Origin of the sequence: Pseudomonas fluorescens, from assembly GCF_001648775.1 — a bacterium.
GTDB lineage: Bacteria > Pseudomonadota > Gammaproteobacteria > Pseudomonadales > Pseudomonadaceae > Aquipseudomonas > Aquipseudomonas fluorescens_M.
In genome coordinates this window covers 19,308-41,286 of the sequence record NZ_LVEJ01000007.1, presented here as the reverse complement: position 1 = coordinate 41,286, position 21,979 = coordinate 19,308, and the positions used below count along the sequence as shown (strand labels likewise).

At 59.7% G+C, this 21,979-nt stretch carries 17 protein-coding genes; 10 read left to right on the top strand and 7 right to left on the bottom strand.

Annotated features, from left to right (window positions below; all coding sequences use genetic code 11):
- Window positions 1–160: 160 nt before the first annotated feature.
- Window positions 161–1,036: a LysR substrate-binding domain-containing protein gene (locus A8O26_RS08190; protein ID WP_064117549.1), complete on the bottom strand. Its 876-nt coding sequence runs from the start codon at window positions 1,034–1,036 to the stop codon at window positions 161–163.
- 208 nt (window positions 1,037–1,244) lie between these two features.
- Window positions 1,245–2,423: a hypothetical protein gene (locus tag A8O26_RS08185; protein ID WP_064117548.1), complete on the bottom strand. Its 1,179-nt coding sequence runs from the start codon at window positions 2,421–2,423 to the stop codon at window positions 1,245–1,247.
- Window positions 2,424–2,609: 186 nt separating this feature from the next.
- On the opposite strand from A8O26_RS08185, the gene A8O26_RS08180 reads away from it, so the two are divergent.
- From A8O26_RS08180 to A8O26_RS08155, 6 genes are all read left to right on the top strand, one after another.
- Window positions 2,610–3,542 (top strand): LysR substrate-binding domain-containing protein, encoded by a 933-nt coding sequence (locus tag A8O26_RS08180; RefSeq protein ID WP_064117547.1) that lies wholly within the window; start codon window positions 2,610–2,612, stop codon window positions 3,540–3,542.
- A gap of 234 nt (window positions 3,543–3,776) precedes the next feature.
- A complete protein-coding gene (gene aldA / locus A8O26_RS08175; protein WP_064117648.1) occupies window positions 3,777–5,201 on the top strand; it encodes an aldehyde dehydrogenase in 1,425 nt (474 codons plus the stop codon).
- 154 nt (window positions 5,202–5,355) lie between these two features.
- A complete protein-coding gene (locus tag A8O26_RS08170; RefSeq protein ID WP_064117546.1) occupies window positions 5,356–6,675 on the top strand; it encodes an MFS transporter in 1,320 nt (439 codons plus the stop codon).
- A complete protein-coding gene (locus A8O26_RS08165; protein ID WP_064117545.1) occupies window positions 6,676–7,893 on the top strand; it encodes a mandelate racemase/muconate lactonizing enzyme family protein in 1,218 nt (405 codons plus the stop codon).
- Between the two features lie 161 nt (window positions 7,894–8,054).
- Window positions 8,055–9,668: a GMC family oxidoreductase gene (locus tag A8O26_RS08160; protein ID WP_064117544.1), complete on the top strand. Its 1,614-nt coding sequence runs from the start codon at window positions 8,055–8,057 to the stop codon at window positions 9,666–9,668.
- 103 nt (window positions 9,669–9,771) lie between these two features.
- Window positions 9,772–10,377 carry a DUF6338 family protein gene (locus tag A8O26_RS08155; RefSeq protein WP_064117543.1) on the top strand — a complete coding sequence of 202 codons (606 nt, stop codon included), beginning with the start codon at window positions 9,772–9,774 and terminating at the stop codon, window positions 10,375–10,377.
- Between the two features lie 139 nt (window positions 10,378–10,516).
- Here the strand turns inward: A8O26_RS08155 and A8O26_RS08150 are convergent, their stop codons facing one another.
- Entirely contained in the window at window positions 10,517–11,416 is a 900-nt protein-coding gene (locus A8O26_RS08150) for a LysR substrate-binding domain-containing protein (protein WP_064117542.1), read from the bottom strand.
- A 119-nt stretch (window positions 11,417–11,535) separates the two neighbouring features.
- Between A8O26_RS08150 and A8O26_RS08145 the strand changes: the two genes are divergently transcribed.
- Complete coding sequence (locus A8O26_RS08145) at window positions 11,536–12,903, top strand: MFS transporter (RefSeq protein WP_064117541.1); 1,368 nt, start codon at window positions 11,536–11,538, stop codon at window positions 12,901–12,903.
- Window positions 12,904–12,933: 30 nt separating this feature from the next.
- Complete coding sequence (locus A8O26_RS08140; RefSeq protein WP_064117540.1) at window positions 12,934–14,208, top strand: glucarate dehydratase family protein; 1,275 nt, start codon at window positions 12,934–12,936, stop codon at window positions 14,206–14,208.
- 126 nt (window positions 14,209–14,334) lie between these two features.
- On the opposite strand, the gene A8O26_RS08135 is transcribed toward A8O26_RS08140, so the two are convergent.
- Complete coding sequence (locus A8O26_RS08135; RefSeq protein ID WP_064117539.1) at window positions 14,335–15,219, bottom strand: LysR substrate-binding domain-containing protein; 885 nt, start codon at window positions 15,217–15,219, stop codon at window positions 14,335–14,337.
- Between the two features lie 158 nt (window positions 15,220–15,377).
- On the opposite strand from A8O26_RS08135, the gene ydiJ reads away from it, so the two are divergent.
- Entirely contained in the window at window positions 15,378–18,404 is a 3,027-nt protein-coding gene (ydiJ, locus tag A8O26_RS08130; RefSeq protein WP_064117538.1) for a D-2-hydroxyglutarate dehydrogenase YdiJ, read from the top strand.
- Here the strand turns inward: ydiJ and A8O26_RS08125 are convergent.
- Entirely contained in the window at window positions 18,337–19,023 is a 687-nt protein-coding gene (locus tag A8O26_RS08125; RefSeq protein WP_064117537.1) for a paraquat-inducible protein A, read from the bottom strand. The two genes, ydiJ and A8O26_RS08125, sit on opposite strands and share 68 nt — an antisense overlap.
- A complete protein-coding gene (locus tag A8O26_RS08120) occupies window positions 19,020–19,616 on the bottom strand; it encodes a paraquat-inducible protein A (protein WP_064117536.1) in 597 nt (198 codons plus the stop codon). The genes A8O26_RS08125 and A8O26_RS08120 overlap by 4 nt, the downstream gene beginning before the upstream one ends.
- A 218-nt stretch (window positions 19,617–19,834) precedes the next feature.
- Between A8O26_RS08120 and A8O26_RS08115 the strand changes: the two genes are divergently transcribed.
- Window positions 19,835–21,004: a DUF1624 domain-containing protein gene (locus A8O26_RS08115; RefSeq protein ID WP_064117535.1), complete on the top strand. Its 1,170-nt coding sequence runs from the start codon at window positions 19,835–19,837 to the stop codon at window positions 21,002–21,004.
- 3 nt (window positions 21,005–21,007) lie between these two features.
- Here A8O26_RS08115 and A8O26_RS08110 read toward each other — a convergent pair whose 3' ends face one another.
- Window positions 21,008–21,898 carry a LysR family transcriptional regulator gene (locus A8O26_RS08110; protein WP_064117534.1) on the bottom strand — a complete coding sequence of 297 codons (891 nt, stop codon included), beginning with the start codon at window positions 21,896–21,898 and terminating at the stop codon, window positions 21,008–21,010.
- Between the last annotated feature and the right edge of the window lie 81 nt (window positions 21,899–21,979).

Sequence of the window (21,979 nt, the reverse complement as noted above, 5' to 3'; positions counted from 1 at the left end):
GGCCAGTTCCCTTTTCCTTTGTGGGGCGAGGGGGAAAGGGGCTGATGTATGTAGTACTCAAAATCTACGTTCGACTCGGTATCTCAGGTCGGCGTAGTTCGAATAATCACCTCGGTCAGTTCCCTCTCCCTCCGGGAGAGGGCTAGGGTGAGGGGCTCTTTCAGGGGTTACTCACCAGACTCAACCAATCAGTAAACAACTTCACCTTCGACAATCCCCGCTTGTCATTCGCCACATCCAGCCAATACCCATAAGGCCCGATCACTTCAATCGGAGTGATTGGCACCAGGCTGCCATTGGCCAATTCCTTCTCGATCATCTGCCGGTCAATCACCGCCAGTCCGCCCCCGGCCAATGCGGTGTGTATTACCTGATCGAGCGTGCTGAATTCCAGCCCTTGTCCCGCATCGATATCCTCACGACCCATCGCCGCCAGCCAGTTCTCCCAGACCTTAAGGCGCTTGCCGTCATGCAGGATGTGCAGCAATGCAAACTCATGTAGATCCGGTGCTTGATCGCCATTGAACAGTTCCGGGCTGGCCACGGCGATGTGCCGTTCCATCACCAGCAACTGACTGGCGCAATGGGTTGACGCGGCGAGGCCGAAACGGATGTGGCAATCGATGTCCGCGAGGCTGTCGTGGCTGGCCTGATTGGTTACGCTGAGGCTGATGTCCGGATAGCGCTGACAGAACGCGCGCAGGTGCGGCGATAGCCAGCGCGTGGCCCAGGTGGGCGGTGCGAGTACGCGCAGACGTTGGCGCAGATTGGGCACGCGCACCGCTTGCAGGGCGCGCTCCATGTGGTCGAAAGCTTCGGCCAGATGCGGCTTGAGGTTACTGCCGGCTTCGGTCAGTGACAGGCCTTGCGGGGTACGCACGAACAGCGCGACGCCGAGGTAGTCTTCAAGCTGTTTGATCTGGCGACTGACCGCGCCCTGGGTGACGTTCAGGCCGAGGGCTGCCTGGCTGAAGCTGCGATGACGCGCGACTTCTTCGAACACGCGCAGGGTGTTGAGGGAGGGCAGTTGACGCATGGCGGCAGAACCCCGGATCGAGCGTTTGGCTCGGTTTGTTTTTGTAGGTTTTATGTGTAGGGGGTATCTGACTATTGCGCAGGGTTTGATGCAAGGGTTGTTTGTGCGGACGCCTTCGCGAGCAGGCTCGCTCTCACTCTGGAATGCATTCCAATGTGGGAGCGAGCCTGCTCGCGAAAGCTATCTCATCGGCGCAATCATGTCTGGATCAGAAGTAGTAGCCGACGTTCACATACGCCTGGTTCTCCCACTGATCCAGCCCGCCCGCAGCCAGACTCTGGGTGTAACTGCTGCCACCAATGTACGGATCATTACGGCCAAACAACCACTCGGCCGCGACCCACAATTTACTCACCGAAAACGAGCTGCCAAGAATCATCCGCTCCGACGTCTTGAAGCCGCTGGCGGATTTGTCGAAGGCGCTGTAGTTGGCGTAAAGCTTGACCCCGCTGACCTGATCGAGCAGGTATTTGCCGGCCACGTCATAGCTCAGGTCGGCCACGTACAGATTGCCGCGACTGGCGACGTTGTAAGTGCCGTCGTAGCCACCGAGGGTGACCACTTCATCGCTGCCGGGATTGCGCGGCGACATCTGTTGCCGCGCGGCTTGCAGCTGCACGCCCCACGGGCCGTTCTTGCCCAGGTAGTGGATGGCCACGGCGTTGCGTCGGCCGTCATCGTTGGTGCCGCGGTTTTGCAGGCTGGACGTCAGGCCGGAGACGCCGACTTCGGACTTCCACGGACCCAGATCGAGTGCCTTGGCCACGCGCAGCACCACGGTGTTGCGTTCCTGGTTGTCGCTGCCGTCGGCGACATAGCTGTCAGCCTCGGAGACGATGCTCGAGTAGCTCACACCATTACTGGTGCCTTTGCCTTGCCAGGCCGGGCGCAGGTAGTAACCGGCCTGGAGGTTCCAGTCGCCGCTTTGCTGGATGTACTTGGCGCCGACCTGTTGCACGTCTTCAAGGCCGATGACGTTGCCGAGGGTTTCGTAGAAGGTGCTGCCGAAGTACGGCTGCAAACCGAACGGCACGGTGTTCAGGCCGACTTGCACTTGCTGATCGGGATTGAATTTGTAGCCGACCCACGCGAACTTGGCGAACTGAATGTCGCCATAGTTTTTCGTGTACTGGTAGGGATACGAGCGACCGTAAAAGCGGTACTGCGCCTCACCGATCCAGCTGTCGGAATTGTACTTGGCGCTGAGGAACACCGTGTCGAGCCCGAACTTCTGAATGTCACGATCCGGGTCGAGGTCCCAGCGCGCACGAATGGCGCCGCCCAGATCAAGGTTGTCGGTGACCTGCACGGCCATCGTCGGGGCGGCAATGCTGCAGAACAGAGCGATGGACGTTGTGCGCAAGCGCAAGGAAGCAGAGAAGGGCATGGAGCGGCTCTCGATTGTTTTTATTAGAGATGCCGCGCAGTTTTGCCATCCGCCGTTTGTTGAACAAACGATAAAAATGGTGAACAAACCTGCATCGAATGCATGTTACTCACAAATTCCTGTAGGACAGTCCGGCACACTCATGGGAAGCTTGGCGCCTTGTCAGTGGTTTTCGAGTGCCTTGATATGAAACGCAAAATGCCCGGCCTGAACGCGCTCAAAGCGTTCGAAGTGGCCGGCAGCACCGGCAGTTTTACCCGCGCCGCCGAATTGCTCAATGTCACCCAGAGCGCGGTCAGTCGTCAGGTCCGGCAGCTGGAAGAACAGCTCGGCGAGAGCCTGCTGGAGCGTCGCCATCATCATCTGGAGTTGACCGGTGCCGGGAAAGTCCTGCTGCGGGCGTTGCACCAGTCGTTCGACAAGATCGAGCTGACGGTGCGCAGCATCCAGCAGAAAACCCACTCCAACCGCTTGCACATCAATGCGCCGCCGACCTTCACCAGTCGCTGGTTGATGCCGCGCCTGGGCCGTTTGCGCGAGCAACACCCGGAGCTCGAATTAAGCATCACCACACGCTTGCAGGACAGCCTCGCGGAAACCAGCACGCTCGATTGTGCGATCCGTTTTGGCGACGGTGAGTGGGACGGGCTCGACAGTTCATTGCTGATACAGGAACGGCATATTGCCGTGTGCGCGCCATCGCTGCACGCCCGTGAGGGCGGCGACTCGGGCATCGATCTCAATCGTCTGACGTTGTTGCATGTGCTGGCCAGGGAAGATCAGCGTTATCTGACCTGGAAACATTGGCTCGATGCGGCGCGGATTACTGGTGTGGATACCCAGGGCGGTTATGAGTTCGATCTGCTCGATCTGGCGATTCAGGCGGCGACCGATGGTCTGGGCATCACCATTGCCGACTGGCACATGGTCGCGGCCGAGCTGGCCAGCGGGCAGTTGACGCAAGTGCTGAATGTGCATGTAGAGGGGCATCAGTCGTATTGGCTGGTGACCCGGCCGGAGCAGACCGGGATGCCGCAGTTGCAGGTGTTCAGTCAGTGGCTGCAAGAGGAAATCTGGCTGGCGCAGCGTCAGCTGGAGCCTTCGACCGCTGCCATCTGAATCACCATAAATCCTCTGTAGGAGCGAGCCTGCTCGCGGAAGCGGTGTGTCAGTGAACAGTGTTGTGCCTGATCCACCGCATTCGCGAGCAGGCTCGCTCCCACAGGGGGCAGGGGCGCCATTAAGGGTAACCTGCCTTTTTCGAATGTTTAACCGCCCGATAAATCGTTTGTTCAACCCGCCATCGATGACAAGACTGGCGGCATTGATAAAAACAAACGATGGGCGATGCACATGCGAACCGAGCGAAATTTTGTTAATGGCCAATTCATCGAGCCTGCCAGCGCGGCGCTGATCGCGGTCTACAACCCGGCCACCGAAGCGTTGCTCGGCCATGTATCGGGTGCCACCGCCGAGGAGGCCACCGCCGCAGTCGATGCGGCGGCAGCGGCGCAAAAGGTCTGGAGCAAACTCACCAGCATCGAACGCGCCGAACATCTGCGTGCCTTCGCCACAGCCCTCGAAGACCGCGCCGAGGCCATCGGTGCCGCACTGGCCGCCGAGTCCGGCAAAAGCGTCAGCGATGCCAGCAACGAAGCCCGTTACGCCGCGCAGATCACCCGCTACCACGCTGAATGGGCGCGGCGTATCGAAGGCGAAATCATCCCCAGCGACAGCCCTGACGAAAACCTGTTTCTGCACCGCGAGCCAATCGGTGTCGTTGCGTGCCTGATCCCGTTCAACTATCCGGTCTACACCTTGCTGCGCAAAATCGCCCCGGCGCTGATTGCCGGCAACACCGTGGTGGTGCGCCCCAGCAACAACACGCCGACCTCGGCATTCGAAATTGCCAAAGCGGTGCAGCAATCGGGCATGCCGGCCGGCGTGATCAACATCCTGACCATGGATCACGCCACGGCGGCGGCCGTCTGCACCCATAAAGCCGTGGGTCTGATTACCCTGACCGGCAGCGTCAACGCCGGGCGCATCGTCCTCGATTACTGCAAGGCGAACATCGCCAAGCCGTCGCTGGAACTGGGCGGCAAAACCCCGGCAATCATCGAAGCGGACGCCGACCTGGAAGCGGCGGCGACCGCGATCATCGCCTCGAAGACCACTCATTGCGGCCAGTTGTGCACGGCGGTAGAGCGCGTCTATGTGCAGGAAAGCGTCTACGAGCGATTCCTCGCGCTGCTCAAGGCGAAAATCGCTGAAGTCAAATTCGGCGACCGCGCCACCGACGCCAGCCTGATGGGCCCACTGGTCAACGCCAGTTCGCAGCAGAACATTCACGCCCTGGTCGAGCGCGCCATCGCTGCCGGCGCGACGCTCGAAAGCGGTGGCGTGCTGCCGCAAGGGCCGGGGCATTTCTATCCGCCGACGCTGCTGAGTGGTTGCCGGCAGGACATGGAAATCGTCCAGGAGGAAATCTTCGGCCCGGTGCTGCCGGTGCTCAAGTACCGCGACATCGACGAGGCGCTGGCCATGGCCAACGACCATCAGTTCGGCCTGTCTTCGGTGCTCTACACCGAGAACTACCGCACCGCACAGAAAGTCGCCAACGCCATCGAGGCCGGCGAGTTGTACGTCAATCGCACCCCGGCGGATCCGTATCAGGGCTACCACGCCGGCTGGAAACGCTCGGGCCTGGGCGGCGATGACGGCAAGCACGGCATGCTCGAATTCACCCAGACCCGACTCGTGGTCATGAAGTACTAGAAAAGCAGTTGCTAGCTGTGAGCTTCAAGCTGCAAGTAAGGGCAAACGGTGACGGGCTTTGGCTTGCCGCTTGTAGCTTGAAACTCGCAGCTGATTTTATCTAATAAAAACAATTATCAGGGGCGCCCAGCACGGGCTGCCCGAGGTCACTTCAATGTCCAAGCATGCATCCTCTGCTGCCGCTGTTCAGGGTTCCACGTCGGCCGTAAAAAGCCAGAGCGACAAGGGAAGTCGCTATTTCCAATTGATGTTGCTGGTGCTGGCCGCCGGCGCGATCTACCCCATTCTGTACCTGCGCCAGGTCTATCAAACGACCATGCTCGAGGTGTTCCAGATCAACCACAGCGAGCTGGGTTATCTGTACTCGATGCTCGGCACGATCTTCCTGCTCAGTTACTTGCCGAGCGGTTGGCTGGCCGACCGCATTGCACCGCGCTTTCTGATTTTTTTCTCGCTGGTGGCTACCGGTGTCCTGGGTCTTTGGTACTCGACCGCGCCGTCGATGACCGGGTTGATGATCATCTTCGGCTGCTGGGGTTTGACCACCGGTTTGACCTTCTGGGCCTCGGTGCTCAAGCGCGTGAAGATGATTGCGCACCACACCGAACAGGGCCGGTTCTTCGGCATTCTCGACGGTGGTCGCGGGCTGGTTGAAGCGTTGCTGGCGACGGTGGCATTGGGGCTGTTTGCCTTCGCCACTGAAACCCGTGGCGAGTCGACCGCCGAAGGCTTCAAGCACGTGGTTTATCTGTACGCCTTCACTTGTATCGCCATCGGCTGCGTGCTGGTGCTGATCAAGGATCCGAAGTCGATGGAGGACACGCCAGCGGTGGAGAAGGGCAAGTTCAACCTGCTCGCCGACCTGACCACACTAGTAAAAATTCCTGAGCTTTGGCTGGTCACCGCCATCGTGTTCTGCGGTTATCACATCTTCTGGGCCACCTACAGTTTCTCCGACTATCTGCAAGGCAGCGGCATGACCGCGGTCATGGCCGGCACCATCACCACGATCAAACTGTGGATGCGTCCGATCGGTGGCATCGGTGGCGGCTGGCTGGGCGACAAGTTCTCGAATATCTCGGTGCTGATCGTTGCGCTGTTGCTGGCGAGTCTGGCCATTGTCGGGCTGATTGTTTTCCCGGGACTCAACAGCATGGGGCTGTTGATCGCTACGGTGATTTTCATCGGTTTGATGACCTACGCAATTCGTGGTCTGTACTGGGCGATCCTCGACAGCTGCAACATTCCGCTGCGCATCACCGGCCTGGCCATTGGCATTGTCTCGGTGGTCGGCTACATGCCGGATGCCTTTATCCCGCTGATCAACGGCTACCTCACCGAGCACTTTCCCGGGGCCCTCGGCTACAAGCTGTACTTCGGCTACATCGCCACTATCGGTTTGGTCGGCACGCTCGCTGCCGTGACCTTGCGTGCGCGAATCAATCGTCAATCTTCGAAAAAAGCAGGTGCCTGAGTGAAAATCATCGCCCTTGAAACCCATATCGTTGCCGTACCGCCGCCGCACATCGGCGGTATGTACTGGCTGTTCGTCAAACTCAAGACCGATTGCGGCATCGAAGGCGTCGGCGAGATTTACGCGGCGACCTTTGGCCCGAAAGCCATGCTGCCGATCATCGAAGACGTGTTCGAACGCTACCTGCTCAATCAGGATCCGCACCACATCGAACGTTTCTTCCGCCAGGCCTATTCCAGCGGTTTCACCCAACGCCCCGACCTGACCATGATGGGCGTGGTCAGCGGCCTGGAGATGGCCTGCTGGGACATCATCGGCAAAGCGGCGAACAAACCGGTTTACGAATTGCTTGGCGGCAAAGTCAATGAACGCCTGCGTTCCTACACCTATCTGTATCCGCTCAACAGCCGTGGCGAGTATGACTACGACGACCCGGATCTGGCCGCCGAATGCGCCATCGACAACATGAACAAAGGCTTCACCGCGGTGAAGTTCGACCCGGCCGGGCCGTACACCGCGTACTCCGGGCACCAGATTTCGCTGGAGGTGCTGGAGCGCTGCGAAACCTTCTGCCGCAAGATCCGCGAAGCGGTCGGCGACAAGTGCGACCTGTTGTTCGGCACGCACGGGCAGATGGTGCCGTCGTCGGCAATTCGCTTGGCCAAGCGTCTGGAAAAATACGACCCGCTGTGGTTCGAAGAGCCGGTGCCACCGGGCCAGGAAGAGGCCATGGCGCAAGTCGCGGCGAAGACCAGCATCCCGATTGCCACTGGCGAACGCCTGACCACCAAATACGAATTCTTCAAGTTGTTGCAGGCCGGCGGCGCGTCGATTTTGCAGATGAACGTGGCGCGCTGCGGCGGCCTGCTCGAAGCCAAGAAGATCGCCAGCATGGCCGAAGCGTATTACGCGCAAATCGCCCCGCATCTGTACAACGGGCCGATTGGTGCGGCAGCGAGTTTCCAGTTGGCGACCTGCACACCGAACTTTCTGATTCAGGAAAGCATCGAGACCTGGGGCGGCTTCCACGCCGAAGTACTGACCAAGCCGTTGCAGTGGGAGGACGGCTACATCATTCCGTCCACCGAACCGGGTCTTGGGGTCGAGCTGAACATGGACGTGGTGCGCCGGCATTCGCCGTACACCGGTGAGCGTTTGCACCTGCAGATGGCGCCGAGCCCGGCTGACGTCAAAGACACCTCGCCGGCTCGCGGCTGACACAGGTTTTGATTGCCAAGCCAATCCCCTGTGGGAGTGAGCTTGCTCGCGAAAGCGGAACGTCAGGCAATAAAAATGCAAGCTGATAGGCCGCCTTCGCGAGCAAGCTCGCTCCCACAAGGGCGGCGAATTTTGTACAACGACTTACGCGGTAACCGTGCATGACATACGACTACATCATCGCTGGCGCCGGCGCCGCTGGCTGCGTGCTGGCCAACCGGCTCTCGGCCTCGGGCCAATACACCGTGCTGTTGCTGGAAGCGGGCGGCAAGGACAGTTCGCTGTGGTTCAAGATCCCGGTCGGCTTCGCCAAAATGTATTACAACCCGACCTTCAACTGGATGTACTACAGCCAGCCACAAAAGCAGTTGGGCAACCGTGAAATCTACGCCCCGCGCGGCAAAGTGCAGGGCGGTTCGGGCTCGATCAACGCGATGATCTACGTGCGCGGCCAGGCTCATGATTTTGACGATTGGGCCGCCCATGGCAACGATGGCTGGGGCTTCAAGGACGTGCTGCCGTACTTCCGCAAACTGGAAAATCACCCGCTGGGTGACAGCGAGTACCACGGTGGCAGTGGCCCGATCAGCATCACGCCGATGAAGGGCCAGACCCATCCGATCTGTGATGTGTTTCTTGAGGGTTGCGCTGAACTCGGCTATCCGCGCAGTGAGGATTTCAACGGTGCGAAGTTCGAAGGCGCAGGCCTCTACGACGTCAACACCAGGAATGGTCAGCGCTGCTCCAGCAGTTTCGCCCATCTGCATCCGGCACTGAAACGAGCGAACCTGACGGTCGAGCATTACGCGCTGGTCGATCGGGTGTTGTTTGATGACGCGCAGGAACGCGCGACTGGCATCTCGATTACTCAGCATGGCGTCGTGCGGACCTTTACCGCGCGCAAGGAAGTGATCCTGTGCGCCGGCGCGGTCGACACGCCGAAGATCCTGCAATTGTCCGGCGTGGCGGATAGCGCGCTGCTGGCCAGACACGGCATTCCTTTGGTCAAACACCTGCCGGCAGTCGGGCAAAACCTGCAGGATCACCTCTGCGCCAGTTACTACTACAAGGCCAATATCCCGACGCTCAATGATCAGCTGAGCTCGCTGTTCGGCCAGCTCAAGCTCGGTATCAAATACCTGCTGACACGCAAAGGCGCATTGGCCATGAGCGTGAATCAGGCCGGTGGTTTCTTCCGTGGCGACGCGCAGCAGCATCATCCAAACCTGCAGCTGTATTTCAATCCGCTGTCGTACCAGATCCCGAAAAACAACAAGGCCAGCCTCAAGCCCGAACCCTATTCAGGCTTCCTGCTGTGCTTCAACCCGTGCCGGCCAACCAGCCGCGGGCACATCGAAATTGCCTCGAAAAATCCGCGCGATGCGGCGCTGATCGATCCAAACTACCTGAGCACGCAAAAGGACATCGACGAGGTGATTCAGGGCAGTCGTCTGATGCGCAAGATCATGAATGCGCCGGCGCTGAAATCCATCACCGTCGACGAGGTTTTGCCGGGGCCAGCGGTGCAAACCGATGAACAGATGTTGCAGTACTTCCGTGACAACTGCGGCTCGATTTATCACCTCTGCGGTTCCTGCGCGATGGGCGCCGACGAGCAGACGTCGGTGGTCGACAAGCGCCTGAAGGTGCACGGTTTCGGCGGGCTGCGGGTTGTTGATGCGTCGATCTTTCCGAACGTGACGTCGGGCAATACCCACGCGGCGGTGTTGATGGTGGCGGAGAAGGGTGCGGATCTGATTTTGCAGGATGCGTAATGAGCGGTGACAGTTGCGCACCAGGGTATTGAACCATGTGCACTAGGCTTTTGAGGGTCGGTTGATTGTCAGGCCGGCATGACCTTTCAAGGAGCCTCGGATCATGGATGATCTGGTCAAAGAAGTTATTCCACTGTTGCAGTACTTGATCCCCGGATTCTTGTCAGCGTGGATTTTTTACTCGCTGACTGCGTTCAAACGCCCCGATACGTTCGGGCAGATTGTGCAGGCGCTGATTTTTACGTTTGTGATTCAGGGAGCGGTATTGGGGATTGGGGCAATTTGTCTGTGGGTGGGTTCGAAAGGCTTTTCTGTGGGGAAATGGGATGCTCGGGCGGAGGCATTGTGGGCCTTTATTGTTTCAGTATGTCTCGCTGGGCTTTTCTGTTATTTGGCTTCAAACGGGAGGCTGCATGCGCTGCTACGCAAGCGAAATCTGACACGTAAAAACTCTCATCCCAACGAGTGGTACAGCGCCTTTGAGAGGCACGATCGCCTTGTCACTTTGCATCTGAGTGATGAGCGGCGATTGTTTGGCTGGCCTTTGGAGTGGCCCTCCAGCCCTACGGAAGGGCAGTTCATCGTGTTGAATCCACGCTGGCTTGGCGATGATGGCCTGGCGCTCCCTTTTGGCGCCGAATTATTGGTGATAGATTCGTCGAAAGTTCAGTGGGTCGAATTCAGTTTCGTCGAGGAGGTTTTATCATGAGTGCAAAAGAACCAAAACCTATTCCACCTCACATTGCGCGCCTCTTTGTTGGCCCGGACGGTAAGCAACTGGCAAAAACCTTGGTTAAAGGGCCCAGTGCGCCACCACCGCCAAAGCGCTGATTAGCGCCGCCAGTCTCTTAACCCCAACCCTCAGCCACCGCCCGGCGAATCGCTTCCAGCAACATCGCAAACGCCGGGTTGTCGTTGTTCTCCCGCCAGATCAGGTGCAACTCGCTCTGCACCCCTTCGCCCAGATCGATATCGCGAAACACCACATTTTTGAACACCACACTGGTAGCGCAACGCGGCACCAGTGCCAGACCCATGCCGGCGTTGACCAGAGCCAGAATCGTCAGAGAAGAACCCAGCCACTGCACATAATCCGGCGCGACCCGCGCCGAGCGCAGCATACCGGTCAGCAATTCGTTGAACGGCGGATACGCGGCGTGGGAATACATCAGGAACGGCTGTTTATCCAGGTCACTGACCGCCACGTCAGCCGCTGTCGCCAATGGATGTCCGCTCGGCACCGCCAGCACGAACGGTTCGCGCACCAGGCACTCTGTGGCGTAGCCCGGTTCCAATAGCGGCGCACGGGCGATGCCCAGATCGATGCGGCGCGCGCGCAGGGCTTCGTGCTGCTGGTAAGTGTTCATCTCCGACAGATCGATTTTCACCTGCGGCTGTTTCAGGCGTGCCTCGGCGATCACCTTGGGCAAAAACTCATACACCGCGCTGCCGACAAAACTGATGTTTACCGAACCAATGTCGCCCTCGGCAAACCGCCGGGCGGTGACGGCCGCTTGCTGCGCACGCTCCAGCAGGTTCTGGGCTTCGATGAAAAAGGCCCGACCGGCAGCGGTTAACGCGACGCTGCGGGTGCTGCGGGTAAACAGCTCGACGCCGAGGTGATGTTCCAGCAACTGGATCTGCCGGCTCAGCGGTGGCTGGGTCATGTTCAGGCGCTCAGCAGCGCGGCGAAAGTTGAGTTCGGTGGCAACGGTGGTGAAGCAACGCAGTTGGGTCAGTTCGAACATTGATCTAATCCAGGTATCAATCGAATGCCAAGTTAGATTAGACGGGATCAATGATCGCCGTCCATGATCGGTCCATCGCTTCACGCCATCCCTAAAAAAACAAGATCGGGAGTCGCCCCTTGAAAACCCTCCAGAGTCCGCTGGACGTCACGGTTCTCGCCCGTGCCGCCGCCAAGGTCAAGCGCCACGTGCTGCCGCTGTTCGTGGTGATGTTCATCGTCAACTACATCGATCGGGTCAACATTGGTTTCGTGCGCAGTCACATGGAAACCGATCTGGGCATCGGTGCGGCGGCTTACGGCCTCGGTGCCGGGTTGTTCTTTGTGGGCTACGCGCTGTTCGAAGTGCCTTCCAACATGCTCCTGCAGCGTTACGGCGCGCGGGTCTGGCTGACACGGATCATGTTCACTTGGGGCGCTGCGGCCATGGCCATGGCCTTCGTCAGGGGGGAAACCAGTTTCTACGTGTTGCGCTTTATTCTCGGCGCGGCGGAGGCGGGGTTCTTTCCGGGGATCATTTATTACTTCACCCAGTGGCTGCCGGCCTCCGAGCGCGGCAAGACCATGGCGGTGTTTCTCAGCGGCTCGGCCATTGCCTCGGTGATCTCCGGCCCGGTGTCTGGTGCACTGCTGCACATCAGCGGCCTCGGCCTGCATGGCTGGCAGTGGATGTTTTTGATTGAGGGCGCTGCGTCGGTGGTGCTCTGCGCGTTTGTCTGGTTCTGGCTGCAATCGCATCCGCGTCAGGCCAAGTGGCTGACTGAAGAGGAGCGTGAAGCACTGGTCGCGGCAATTGCCGAAGAACAGCGGGCCCGTGAAGCGGTGCAGGTGGCCAAACCGTCGATGTTCAAACTGTTGGCGGACCGGCAGATTGCGTTGTTCTGCTTCATCTATTTCTCCATTGCCCTGACCATTTACGGCGCGACATTCTGGCTGCCGAGCATGATCAAGAAGATGGGCAACCTCGGTGATTTCCAGGTCGGCCTGCTCAATTCGATTCCGTGGATCATTTCGATTGTCGCCATGTACGGCTTCGCGGCGATGGCCGGCAAGTGGAAGTTTCAGCAAGCCTGGGTGGCCCTGACGCTGGTGATCGCGGCCATTGGCATGTTCATGTCGACCACCGGTGGGCCGATCTTCGCGTTTGTCGCCATCTGTTTCGCCGCCATCGGCTTCAAGGCTGCGTCTGCGCTGTTCTGGCCGATTCCGCAAAGCTATCTGGATGCGCGTATCGCTGCGGCGGTGATCGCTTTGATCAACTCCATCGGCAACCTTGGTGGCTTCGTTGCACCGACGGCATTCGGTTTTCTCGAACAAACCACCGGCTCGATCGAGGGCGGTCTGTATGGTTTGGCCGGCACTTCGTTGATCGCCGCTGTGGTGATTTTCTTCGCCCGCACAGCGCCCGGCACCAAAGGTAAAACCCCGGCAAAGCCGCATGACGAGGCCGCCGTTGTCGCGACGGCCAGCCCGGCCGCGAGCCATTGAATTGATTGTTGATCTGTCAGGAGCGTTATCTTGAAAATCACCCGCGTTACCGTGACCCCGATTGCCTTTCGTGATCCGCCACTGCTTAACGCCAGTGGCATCCACGAACCCTTCGCCCTGCGTTCGATCATCGAGATTGAAAGCGACAACGGCTACATCGGCCTCGGCGAAAGCTACGGCGATGCCCCGGCGCTGGCGATCCAGCAGCAGTTGCAGGCGCAACTGATCGGCCTCGACCCGTTCAACCTCAATCAGTTGCGCGCCATCGTGCAGGCCACGGTTGCCGCGAACAAACCTGCCAGTCTCGCCGGCGCTGAGCTGGCACCCGGTTCCCACGCCAGTAAAGCGGTGAGCAATGCCTACTCGGCATTCGAAGTGGCGTTTCTCGATTTGCAGGCGCATTACCTGAATGTGCCGCTGGTGGACCTGCTCGGCGGCGCGATTCGCGATGAGGTGCCGTTCAGCGCCTATCTGTTCTTCAAGTACGCGCAGCATGTCGATTCGCCGTACAAGCCGGATAATTGGGGTGAAGCACTCAGCGAGCAGCAGATCGTTGCGCAGGCTGCGCGGATGATCGAGGCGTACGGTTTCAAAAGCATCAAACTCAAGGCCGGTACGTTGCCGCCGGAGCATGAAGTGGCGTGCATCAAGGCGCTGAAACAAGCCTTCCCCGGTTACCCGTTGCGTATCGATCCGAACGGCAACTGGTCGCTGGAAACGTCAATTCGCATGGCCGAATTGCTCGGCGGTGATCTGCAATATTACGAAGACCCGACCCCGGGCCTCGACGGCATGGCCGAACTGCACAAGCGCACCGGTCTGCCGCTGGCGACCAACATGGTGGTCACCGATTTCGACGAGTTCCGCCGCAGTGTCGCGCAGAACAGCGTGCAGATTGTTCTCGCCGACCACCATTACTGGGGCGGCCTGCGCGATACGCAGACGCTGGCGAAAATGTGCGATGTATTTGGCCTCGGTGTGTCGATGCACTCCAACTCACACCTGGGCATCAGCCTGATGGCGATGGCGCATGTGGCGGCCGCCGTGCCGAATCTGGATTACGCCTGCGACACGCATTACCCGTGGCAGGAGCCGGATGAAGAGGTGATCAAGGGTGGCAAGCTGCCGATTGTCGATGGCTGTGTGAAGATCAGCCGGGCACCGGGGCTTGGGCTGGAACTGGACCATGATCAGTTGGGCAAGCTGCATGATCAGTACCTGACTTGCGGGATTCGCCAGCGCGATGATGTGCGGCAGATGCAGCGCTATAAGCCGGATTGGAAGGCAGTTAAACCACGGTTTTGAGGTTGCCCATGCTGGCCTCTTCGCGAGCAAGCTCGCTCCCACAGGATTCTTTGTTGAATACAAAGTTTGTGAACGACCCGATAACCTGTGGGAGCGAGCTTGCTCGCGAAGGGGGCGACTCATTCTTCAGAGTGTATGTACCAACCAATCCCGAAACGCTTTCAGCGACGGCAAATTCTCATTACGCGGCGGATACACCAGGTAATAGCTGCGTCGACTGGTAATCGGCTCGCCCAGTTGCAGCAACTCGCCATTCAACAACTCGTCTTCAACCAGAATCCGCGGCACCAACCCCACACCAATATTCGCCCGCACCGCCTGAATCAAGTGCGAGGTCATTTCAAAGCTCGGCCCGATGCGCATGCTGCGGTGCGGCAAACCGTGATGGCTGAACCATTCCGCCCACGCCTGCGCATTACTGCTGACATTGAGCAGCAGTTGCCCGGCGATATGTTGTTCGGCGTCATCGCGCTCGGCAGCCGATAGCTGAGCGCTGGCAATCACCACCAGTTCTTCCGTGTGCAGGGGCAGGGCAGTCAACCCCGGCCACTCTCCGCCGCCCACACAGATTGCCGCATCGATTTCGCTGGTATCAAAGTCGATCGCTTCGATCCGTGAATGCAAGTGCACGGTCATGCCTGGGTGCGCGGTGTAGAAATCCTTCAGGCGTGGCAGCAACCATTTCGAACCGAAAGTCGGCAGCGTCGCCAGGCGCAAACTGTGGATGCCGGAACCAAACGCCATCGCCTGCAAGGTGGCACTGCGAATCTGACCCAAGGCTTCGGCGAGTTCGCTCTGATACATGCGCCCGACATCGGTCAGCACCACTTGCCGACCTTCGCGGCTGAACAAGCGCATGCCGAGCATCTTCTCGAGAATCTGCACCTGACGGCTGACCGCGCTCTGCGTCAGCGACAGTTCGTGGGCGGCGCGGGTGTAGCTTTCGTGGCGCGCCGCCGCTTCAAAGGCCAGCAATAACGACATGGAAGGGGTGAGCGTGCGCGGATTCATTCGTAAAAGTCATCAATAGTGGGTCGAATTTACGGTTGTCCCGGCGTTCGCCAGCAATGAACATGGGCACCATGAGATGGCGGAGCCTGACGCAATCATTCGTTGCGTACAACTGTTCACCGCCACACGGCCCGATTTTGACCGAGATACCCTGACCGATGATTGCCCAGCTGTCGCCCGCAAAAGTCCTGACCAACGATTACCAGCAGTTCCTCAAAGCCCTGAAGGCCAGCGGCTTTCGCGGTGAGATCAGCGCCGATTACGCCAGCCGCGTGGTGTTGGCGACTGACAACTCGATCTATCAACGTCTGCCGCAAGCGGCGGTGTTTCCGATGGACGCCGATGACGTGGCGCGCGTGGCGCGACTGATCGCCGAGCCGGCGTACCAGCAAGTGGTGATCACCCCGCGCGGTGGCGGCACCGGCACCAACGGCCAATCGCTGACTGACGGTATCGTCGTCGACCTGTCGCGGCACATGAACCGCATCCTCGAAATCAACGTCGAGGAGCGCTGGGTGCGCGTCCAGGCCGGGGTGGTCAAGGACCAGCTCAACGCTGCGTTGAAATCCGCCGGGCTGTTTTTCGCCCCGGAACTGTCGACCTCCAACCGCGCCACCGTCGGCGGCATGATCAACACCGACGCCAGCGGCCAGGGCAGTTGCACCTACGGCAAGACCCGCGACCATGTGCTCGAACTCGACATGGTTTTGCGCGGCGGTGAGCGTTTGCACGGTTTGCCGCTTGAGGAAAGTGAGCTTGAAGCGCTGTGTGCCCGCGAAGATCGCGTCGGCGAAATCTATCGCTGTGCGCGGCAGATCATTGATGAGCAGGGTGAGCTGATCAAACAGCGCTTTCCCGATCTCAACCGCTGCCTGACCGGTTATGACCTCGCGCACCTGCGTGAGGCGGACAATCGCTTTAACCTCAACAGCGTGTTGTGCGGTGCCGAGGGATCGCTGGGGTTTGTCGTCGAGGCGCGGTTGAATGTGCTGCCGATCCCCAAACACTCGATGCTGGTGAACATTCGCTACGCCGGGTTCATGGACGCCTTGCGCGATGCGCGGGCGTTGATGGCGCTCAAGCCGTTGTCGATTGAAACCGTCGACTCGAAAGTGTTGTTGCTGGCGATGCAGGACATCGTCTGGCACGGCGTCGCCGAGTATTTCCCGGAAAGCGCCGAGCGGCCGACGCTGGGCATCAACCTCGTCGAGTTCTGCGGCGACGATCCCGAAGATTTGCAGCGCCGGGTCGAGGCGTTCGTCGAGCACTTGAGCAACGACCGCACGGTCGAGCGTCTGGGCCACACGCTGGCGGTCGGTCACGCAGCGGTGAACAAAGTCTACGGCATGCGCAAACGTGCGGTGGGCTTGCTCGGCAACGTCGCCGGCGAAGCGCGCCCGCAGCCGTTTGTCGAAGACACTGCGGTGCCGCCGCAACACCTGGCCGAATACATTGCCGAGTTGCGCGACCTGCTCGACAGCCACGGTTTGCAGTACGGCATGTTCGGCCATGTCGATGCCGGTGTGTTGCACGTGCGGCCCATCCTCGACATGAAAGATCCGCAGCAAGCGGCACTGGTGCGTCCGGTGTCCGATGGCGTCGCGGCGCTGACTCAGCGTTATGGCGGCCTGTTGTGGGGCGAGCACGGTAAAGGTCTGCGCTCGGAATACTCACCGGCGTTCTTCGGTGAGTTGTATCCGGCGCTGCAAGCGCTGAAAGCGGCATTCGACCCGTTCAACCAGTTCAACCCGGGTAAAATCGCCACGCCGGCCAACACCGACGTGGCGTTGCTGAAAATCGATGAAGTCACTTTGCGCGGTGAACTCGACCGGCAGATCGACGAGAAGGTCTGGCAGAGCTACGGCGCCGCCATGCACTGCAACGGCAACGGCGCCTGCTACAACTTCGATCCTGACGATGCGATGTGCCCGTCGTGGAAAGCCACCCGCGAACGAGCGCAATCGCCGAAGGGCCGCGCCTCGTTGATTCGCGAATGGCTGCGTTTGCAGGGCGAGGCGGGCGTTGATGTGTTGTCCGAGGCGATTCGCACGCCGGCGTTTTTCAGCACGCTGTGGCAGCGCTGGCGCAATACGCGCCAGCAGTCGGAAGACTTCTCCCACGAAGTCTACGACGCCATGGCCGGTTGCCTGGCCTGCAAATCCTGCGCGGGGCAGTGCCCGGTGAAGGTCAATGTGCCGGAGTTTCGCTCGCGCTTTCTGGAGTTGTATCACAGCCGTTATCTGCGCCCGGCGCGGGATTATCTGATTGCCTCGCTGGAGTACAGCATCCCGTACATGGCGCGGATTCCGGCGCTTTACAACGGCTTGATGGGCGCTGCATGGGTTCGTGGATTACTGGCGCGGATCGGTGGCATGGTCGATGTGCCGCTGCTCAGCCGTTTTGATTTCCACGCGGCGATGCGCCGTTGGCAGGTGCAGCCGGCGACGGTTTCGACCTTGTCGGCGCTGACCCAGGCGCAACGCGAGCGCAGCGTGGTCATCGTGCAGGACGCGTTTACGCGCTACTTTGAAGCGCCGTTGCTGGCGGATCTGGTCGAGCTGATTTCGCGTCTGGGTTATCAGGTGTATCTGGCGCCATTCAGCGCCAACGGCAAGCCGTTGCACGTGCAGGGGTTCCTCTCGGCATTCAACCGCGCGGCGTTGCGCAATGCTCGGCAACTGCGTGAATTGGCGGACGTGGGCGTGCCGTTGCTGGGCCTCGATCCGGCGATGACGCTGGTCTATCGCCAGGAATATCTGAAAGTGCCGGGGATGGAGCAGTGCCCGGAAGTGGCGCTGGTGCAGGAGTGGTTGCTCAAGGTCATGCCCGAGCAGTTGCCTCAGGACAAAACCGCGTCGTTCCGCCTGCTCGCCCACTGCACCGAGAAAACCAACGCGCCGGCCGCGACGCGCCAGTGGGAACAGGTGTTCGAACGTGCAGGATTGAAGCTGGCCACGCAAGCCACCGGTTGCTGCGGCATGTCCGGCACGTATGGCCACGAGGCGCGCAATCGCCAGACCTCAGCGGTGATCTACGAGCAGTCGTGGGCCCGTCAGGTCCAGGCGCCAGCAGAGCAGGGTGAAGCACTGGCGACCGGTTATTCCTGCCGCAGTCAGGTCAAGCGCCAGTCGGATCAGGCACTGCGTCATCCGTTACAGGTGCTGCTCCAGGTTCTGCGTCGCTGAGGTCGCCGCCGCTGTCCTTGTCCCAGATCAGGCGCGGATCGAAACTCATCGCCGCGAGCATGGTAAACACCACGACCAGGCCGAAAAACAGGATGCCCGGTCGTGGCTCGATATCGCCCAGCGCCTGAAACTTCACCAGCGCCGCGACCAGCGCCACCACCAACACGTCGAGCATCGACCAATAGCCGATCAGCTCGACGAAACGGTACAGCTTCGAGCGTTCCTTGCGCGCCCAGGCGCTGTCGCGTTGCACGGTCGTCAGCAGTAACGTCAGGGCGACGAACTTGATCCCCGGCACCGCGATGCTGGCGATGAAAATGATCAGCGCGATGTCCCACGCGCCGGCCTCCCAGAACTCCAGCACGCCGCTCATGATGGTGCTGTCGGCACCGCTGCCAAGCATGGTGGTGTTCATCACCGGCAAGAGATTGGCCGGCACGTAAAACGCCAGCGCGGCGAGCATGTAGGCCCAGGTGCGGGTCAGCGAATTGCTCTTGCGCCGGTGCAGCGGCGCATCGCAACGCGGGCACTCGTGCGGTTCGTCGGTCATGTCACAGGCCAGCCCGCAGCTATGACACAGGCACAGATTGAGTTCGCTGGCGGTCGGTGGGCGTTTCATAAAATGTCCCAGAGGTCGCGGATATCACGGCCGGCAATCCTGATCATCATCAAGCTCAACACGGCCAGCGCAAACAGGCCGATACCGGGCAATACATCGAGCAATCCTGCCAGTTTGAACACCGCCACCATCGCCCCCAGCAGGCACACTTCGAGCATGCTCCACGGGCGCAGGGTTTCCAGCCAGCGCATGCACACCTTGAAGCCAGGAGCGCGTCGCGAGGAGAGCGCGAAGCTCAGCACCCACACCAGCAGCACCAGTTGAAACGCCGGGGCGATGATGATCGAAATCGCCGCGACCATCGCCATAAAGGTGATTGGCCCCTGACTCAGCGCCAGCACCGAATCCCACAGCGTCGCGCTATTTTTCAGGCCTTTGAGGCTGATGCTCATCACCGGATAGAAATTGGCGAACAGCCAAAGCATCGCCGCCGTGAACGTCAGCGCCAAGCGCTGTTCGACGGTCAAACCGTTGAAGCGCTGCAGCACGCCGCCGCAACGCACGCAGAGGGACTTTTGATGTTTGGCGAGCACGGCTTTTTCGTAAACGCAATCGCAGTGTTCGCAGATGATCAGGTGATCGGTGTTGACCATGGACAACGCTCGACAGCAGGCCGCAAGGGCAGGGGACTTGATCACTATAGAAGCCTGAGGCTATTGGGCAACTTGTGCGTCCAGATCAACCGAGGTTTTTCTGAGAATCACTATCGATTGAGCTTGGGTTTTTGCCGTTTATTGTTATAAGGTAACGCAAATTTTTAGGGGTGCTCCTTTTGGGCGCCCGCTGTTATCCCTTCGATTGCGAAACGCTCATGACGATTGTGCTCCCTCGTTCTGCCCCATTGACCACTGGCCGGCTGCTGTCCATTGACGCCCTCAGAGGCTTGGTGATTCTGTTAATGCTGTTGGACCACGTGCGCGAAACCTTCTTGCTGCACCGTCAGGTCAGTGACCCGATGGACATTGCCAGCACCGAGCCGGCACTGTTTTTCAGCCGCACGTTGGCGCATCTGTGTGCACCGGTGTTCGTACTGCTGACCGGATTGTCGGCGTGGTTGTTCGGTGAAAAGTACGCGGGCAAGGCCGATGTCAGTGCGTTTCTGTTCAAGCGCGGTCTGTTTCTGGTGGTGCTGGAATTCACGTTGGTGAACTTCGCATGGACGTTCCAGTTGCCGCCGAGCGTGATTTATCTGCAAGTGATCTGGGCTATCGGTTTGAGCATGATCGCCTTGTCGCTGCTGGTCTGGCTGCCGCGCTGGTTGTTGCTGACGTTGAGCCTGATGAACATTGCCGGGCACAACCTGCTCGACACTGTGCATTTCCCCGTGGAGTCGGCGCTGCATGTGCCGTGGGCGATTTTGCATGATCGCGGCTGGATCGACGTCAGCGATAACCTGCGTTTGCGTACCTCCTATCCGTTGTTGCCGTGGATTGGTGTGATCGGTCTCGGTTATGCGCTGGGGCCGTGGTTTGCTCGCGGCGTTGAAGCGGTATTTCGTCAACGACACCTGCTGATTGCGGGTAGCGCCGGGCTGCTGGGTTTTGTCGGGGTGCGGTTGATCAACGGCTACGGCGAAAAACCATGGGCCGTGGGCGACACGCTGCTGCAAACACTGATGAGCTTTTTCAACATCACCAAATACCCACCGTCGCTGCTGTTTATCGCGCTGACGGTGAGCGTCGGGCTGTTGCTGCTACTGGCCTTCGAGCGTGTACAGGATCGTCGCTGGATTCGCTGGTTGAGCGTTTTCGGTTCGGCACCGATGTTTTTCTACCTGCTGCATCTGTACGCGTTGAAGGTTTTATACGTGATCGGCGTGGCTCTGTTCGGACTGAATCAGGGCAGCTATTTCGGTTTTTCGTCCGTCTCGGCGATCTGGCTGGCGGCCGTCATTCTGGCTATTGCGCTGTTCCCGGCGGTGCGCTGGTTCTCGGCGTTGAAGGCTCGTCGCCGTGACATCGTCTGGTTGAAATACCTTTAAGCGCTAGCGCCGGTTGCGCACGAAGTCGATAAACGCCTTCAGCGCTGCCGGCACATGACGGCGGCTCGGGTAGTACAAGTGCAGACCCGGATACCAGGGGCACCAGTCAGCCAGTACTTGCACCAGCCGCCCGCTGGCGAGGTGTTCGCTGACCATGTCTTCGAACACATAAGCCAGACCAAGTCCCTGCAGCGCGGGCCCGACCATCAGGCTGACATCGCCGAGGGTCAGCGGGCCGTTGACTTCGATTTCCTGGGCAATGCCGCCGCGCTTGAGCTCCCAGCGATACATCGAACCGCTGGGGTAGCGGTGGCGGATGCACGGCAATCCGTGCAGATCCTCGGGTTTTTGCGGTGCCGCGTAGCGTTCGAAAAACGCGGGTGAGCCGACCACTACCGAGCGCATTGTCGGGCCAATCGGCAGCGACACCATGTCCGCCTCCAGGCGATCGCCGAAGCGCACGCCGGCATCGAATCCATTGGCGACGATATCCAGCAGCGCATCGCTCTCGACCACTTCCATACGAATGTCCGGGTACACCTGCAAAAACTCACTGGCAATCGGCAGCAACACCAATTCGCAGGCTTGCCGCCCCGAGGTGATGCGCAAGTTACCCGAGGGTTTGTCGCGGAAATGGTTGAGGTCTTCCAGCGCATCGTCGATGTCGCGAAAGGCCGGTTTCAATCGCGCGTACAGGCGCTCGCCAGCCTCGGTCAACGCCACGCTGCGGGTGGTGCGATTGAACAGGCGCACGCCCAGGCGATTTTCCAGCGCCTTTACTGAATGGCTAAGAGCGGAGGGGGTCAGGCCGAGTTCGATGGCGGCTTTGCTGAAGTTCAAGTGCTGCGCAGTGCACAGGAAAACGCTGAGATCCGCCGCCGAAGGTGATTTCATCTATGAATACCTTTCACAAAGTCATGCAAAATTGTTGGGATTATCGCATCAGTAGCACGGCTTTAAAGTCGCATCAACTTA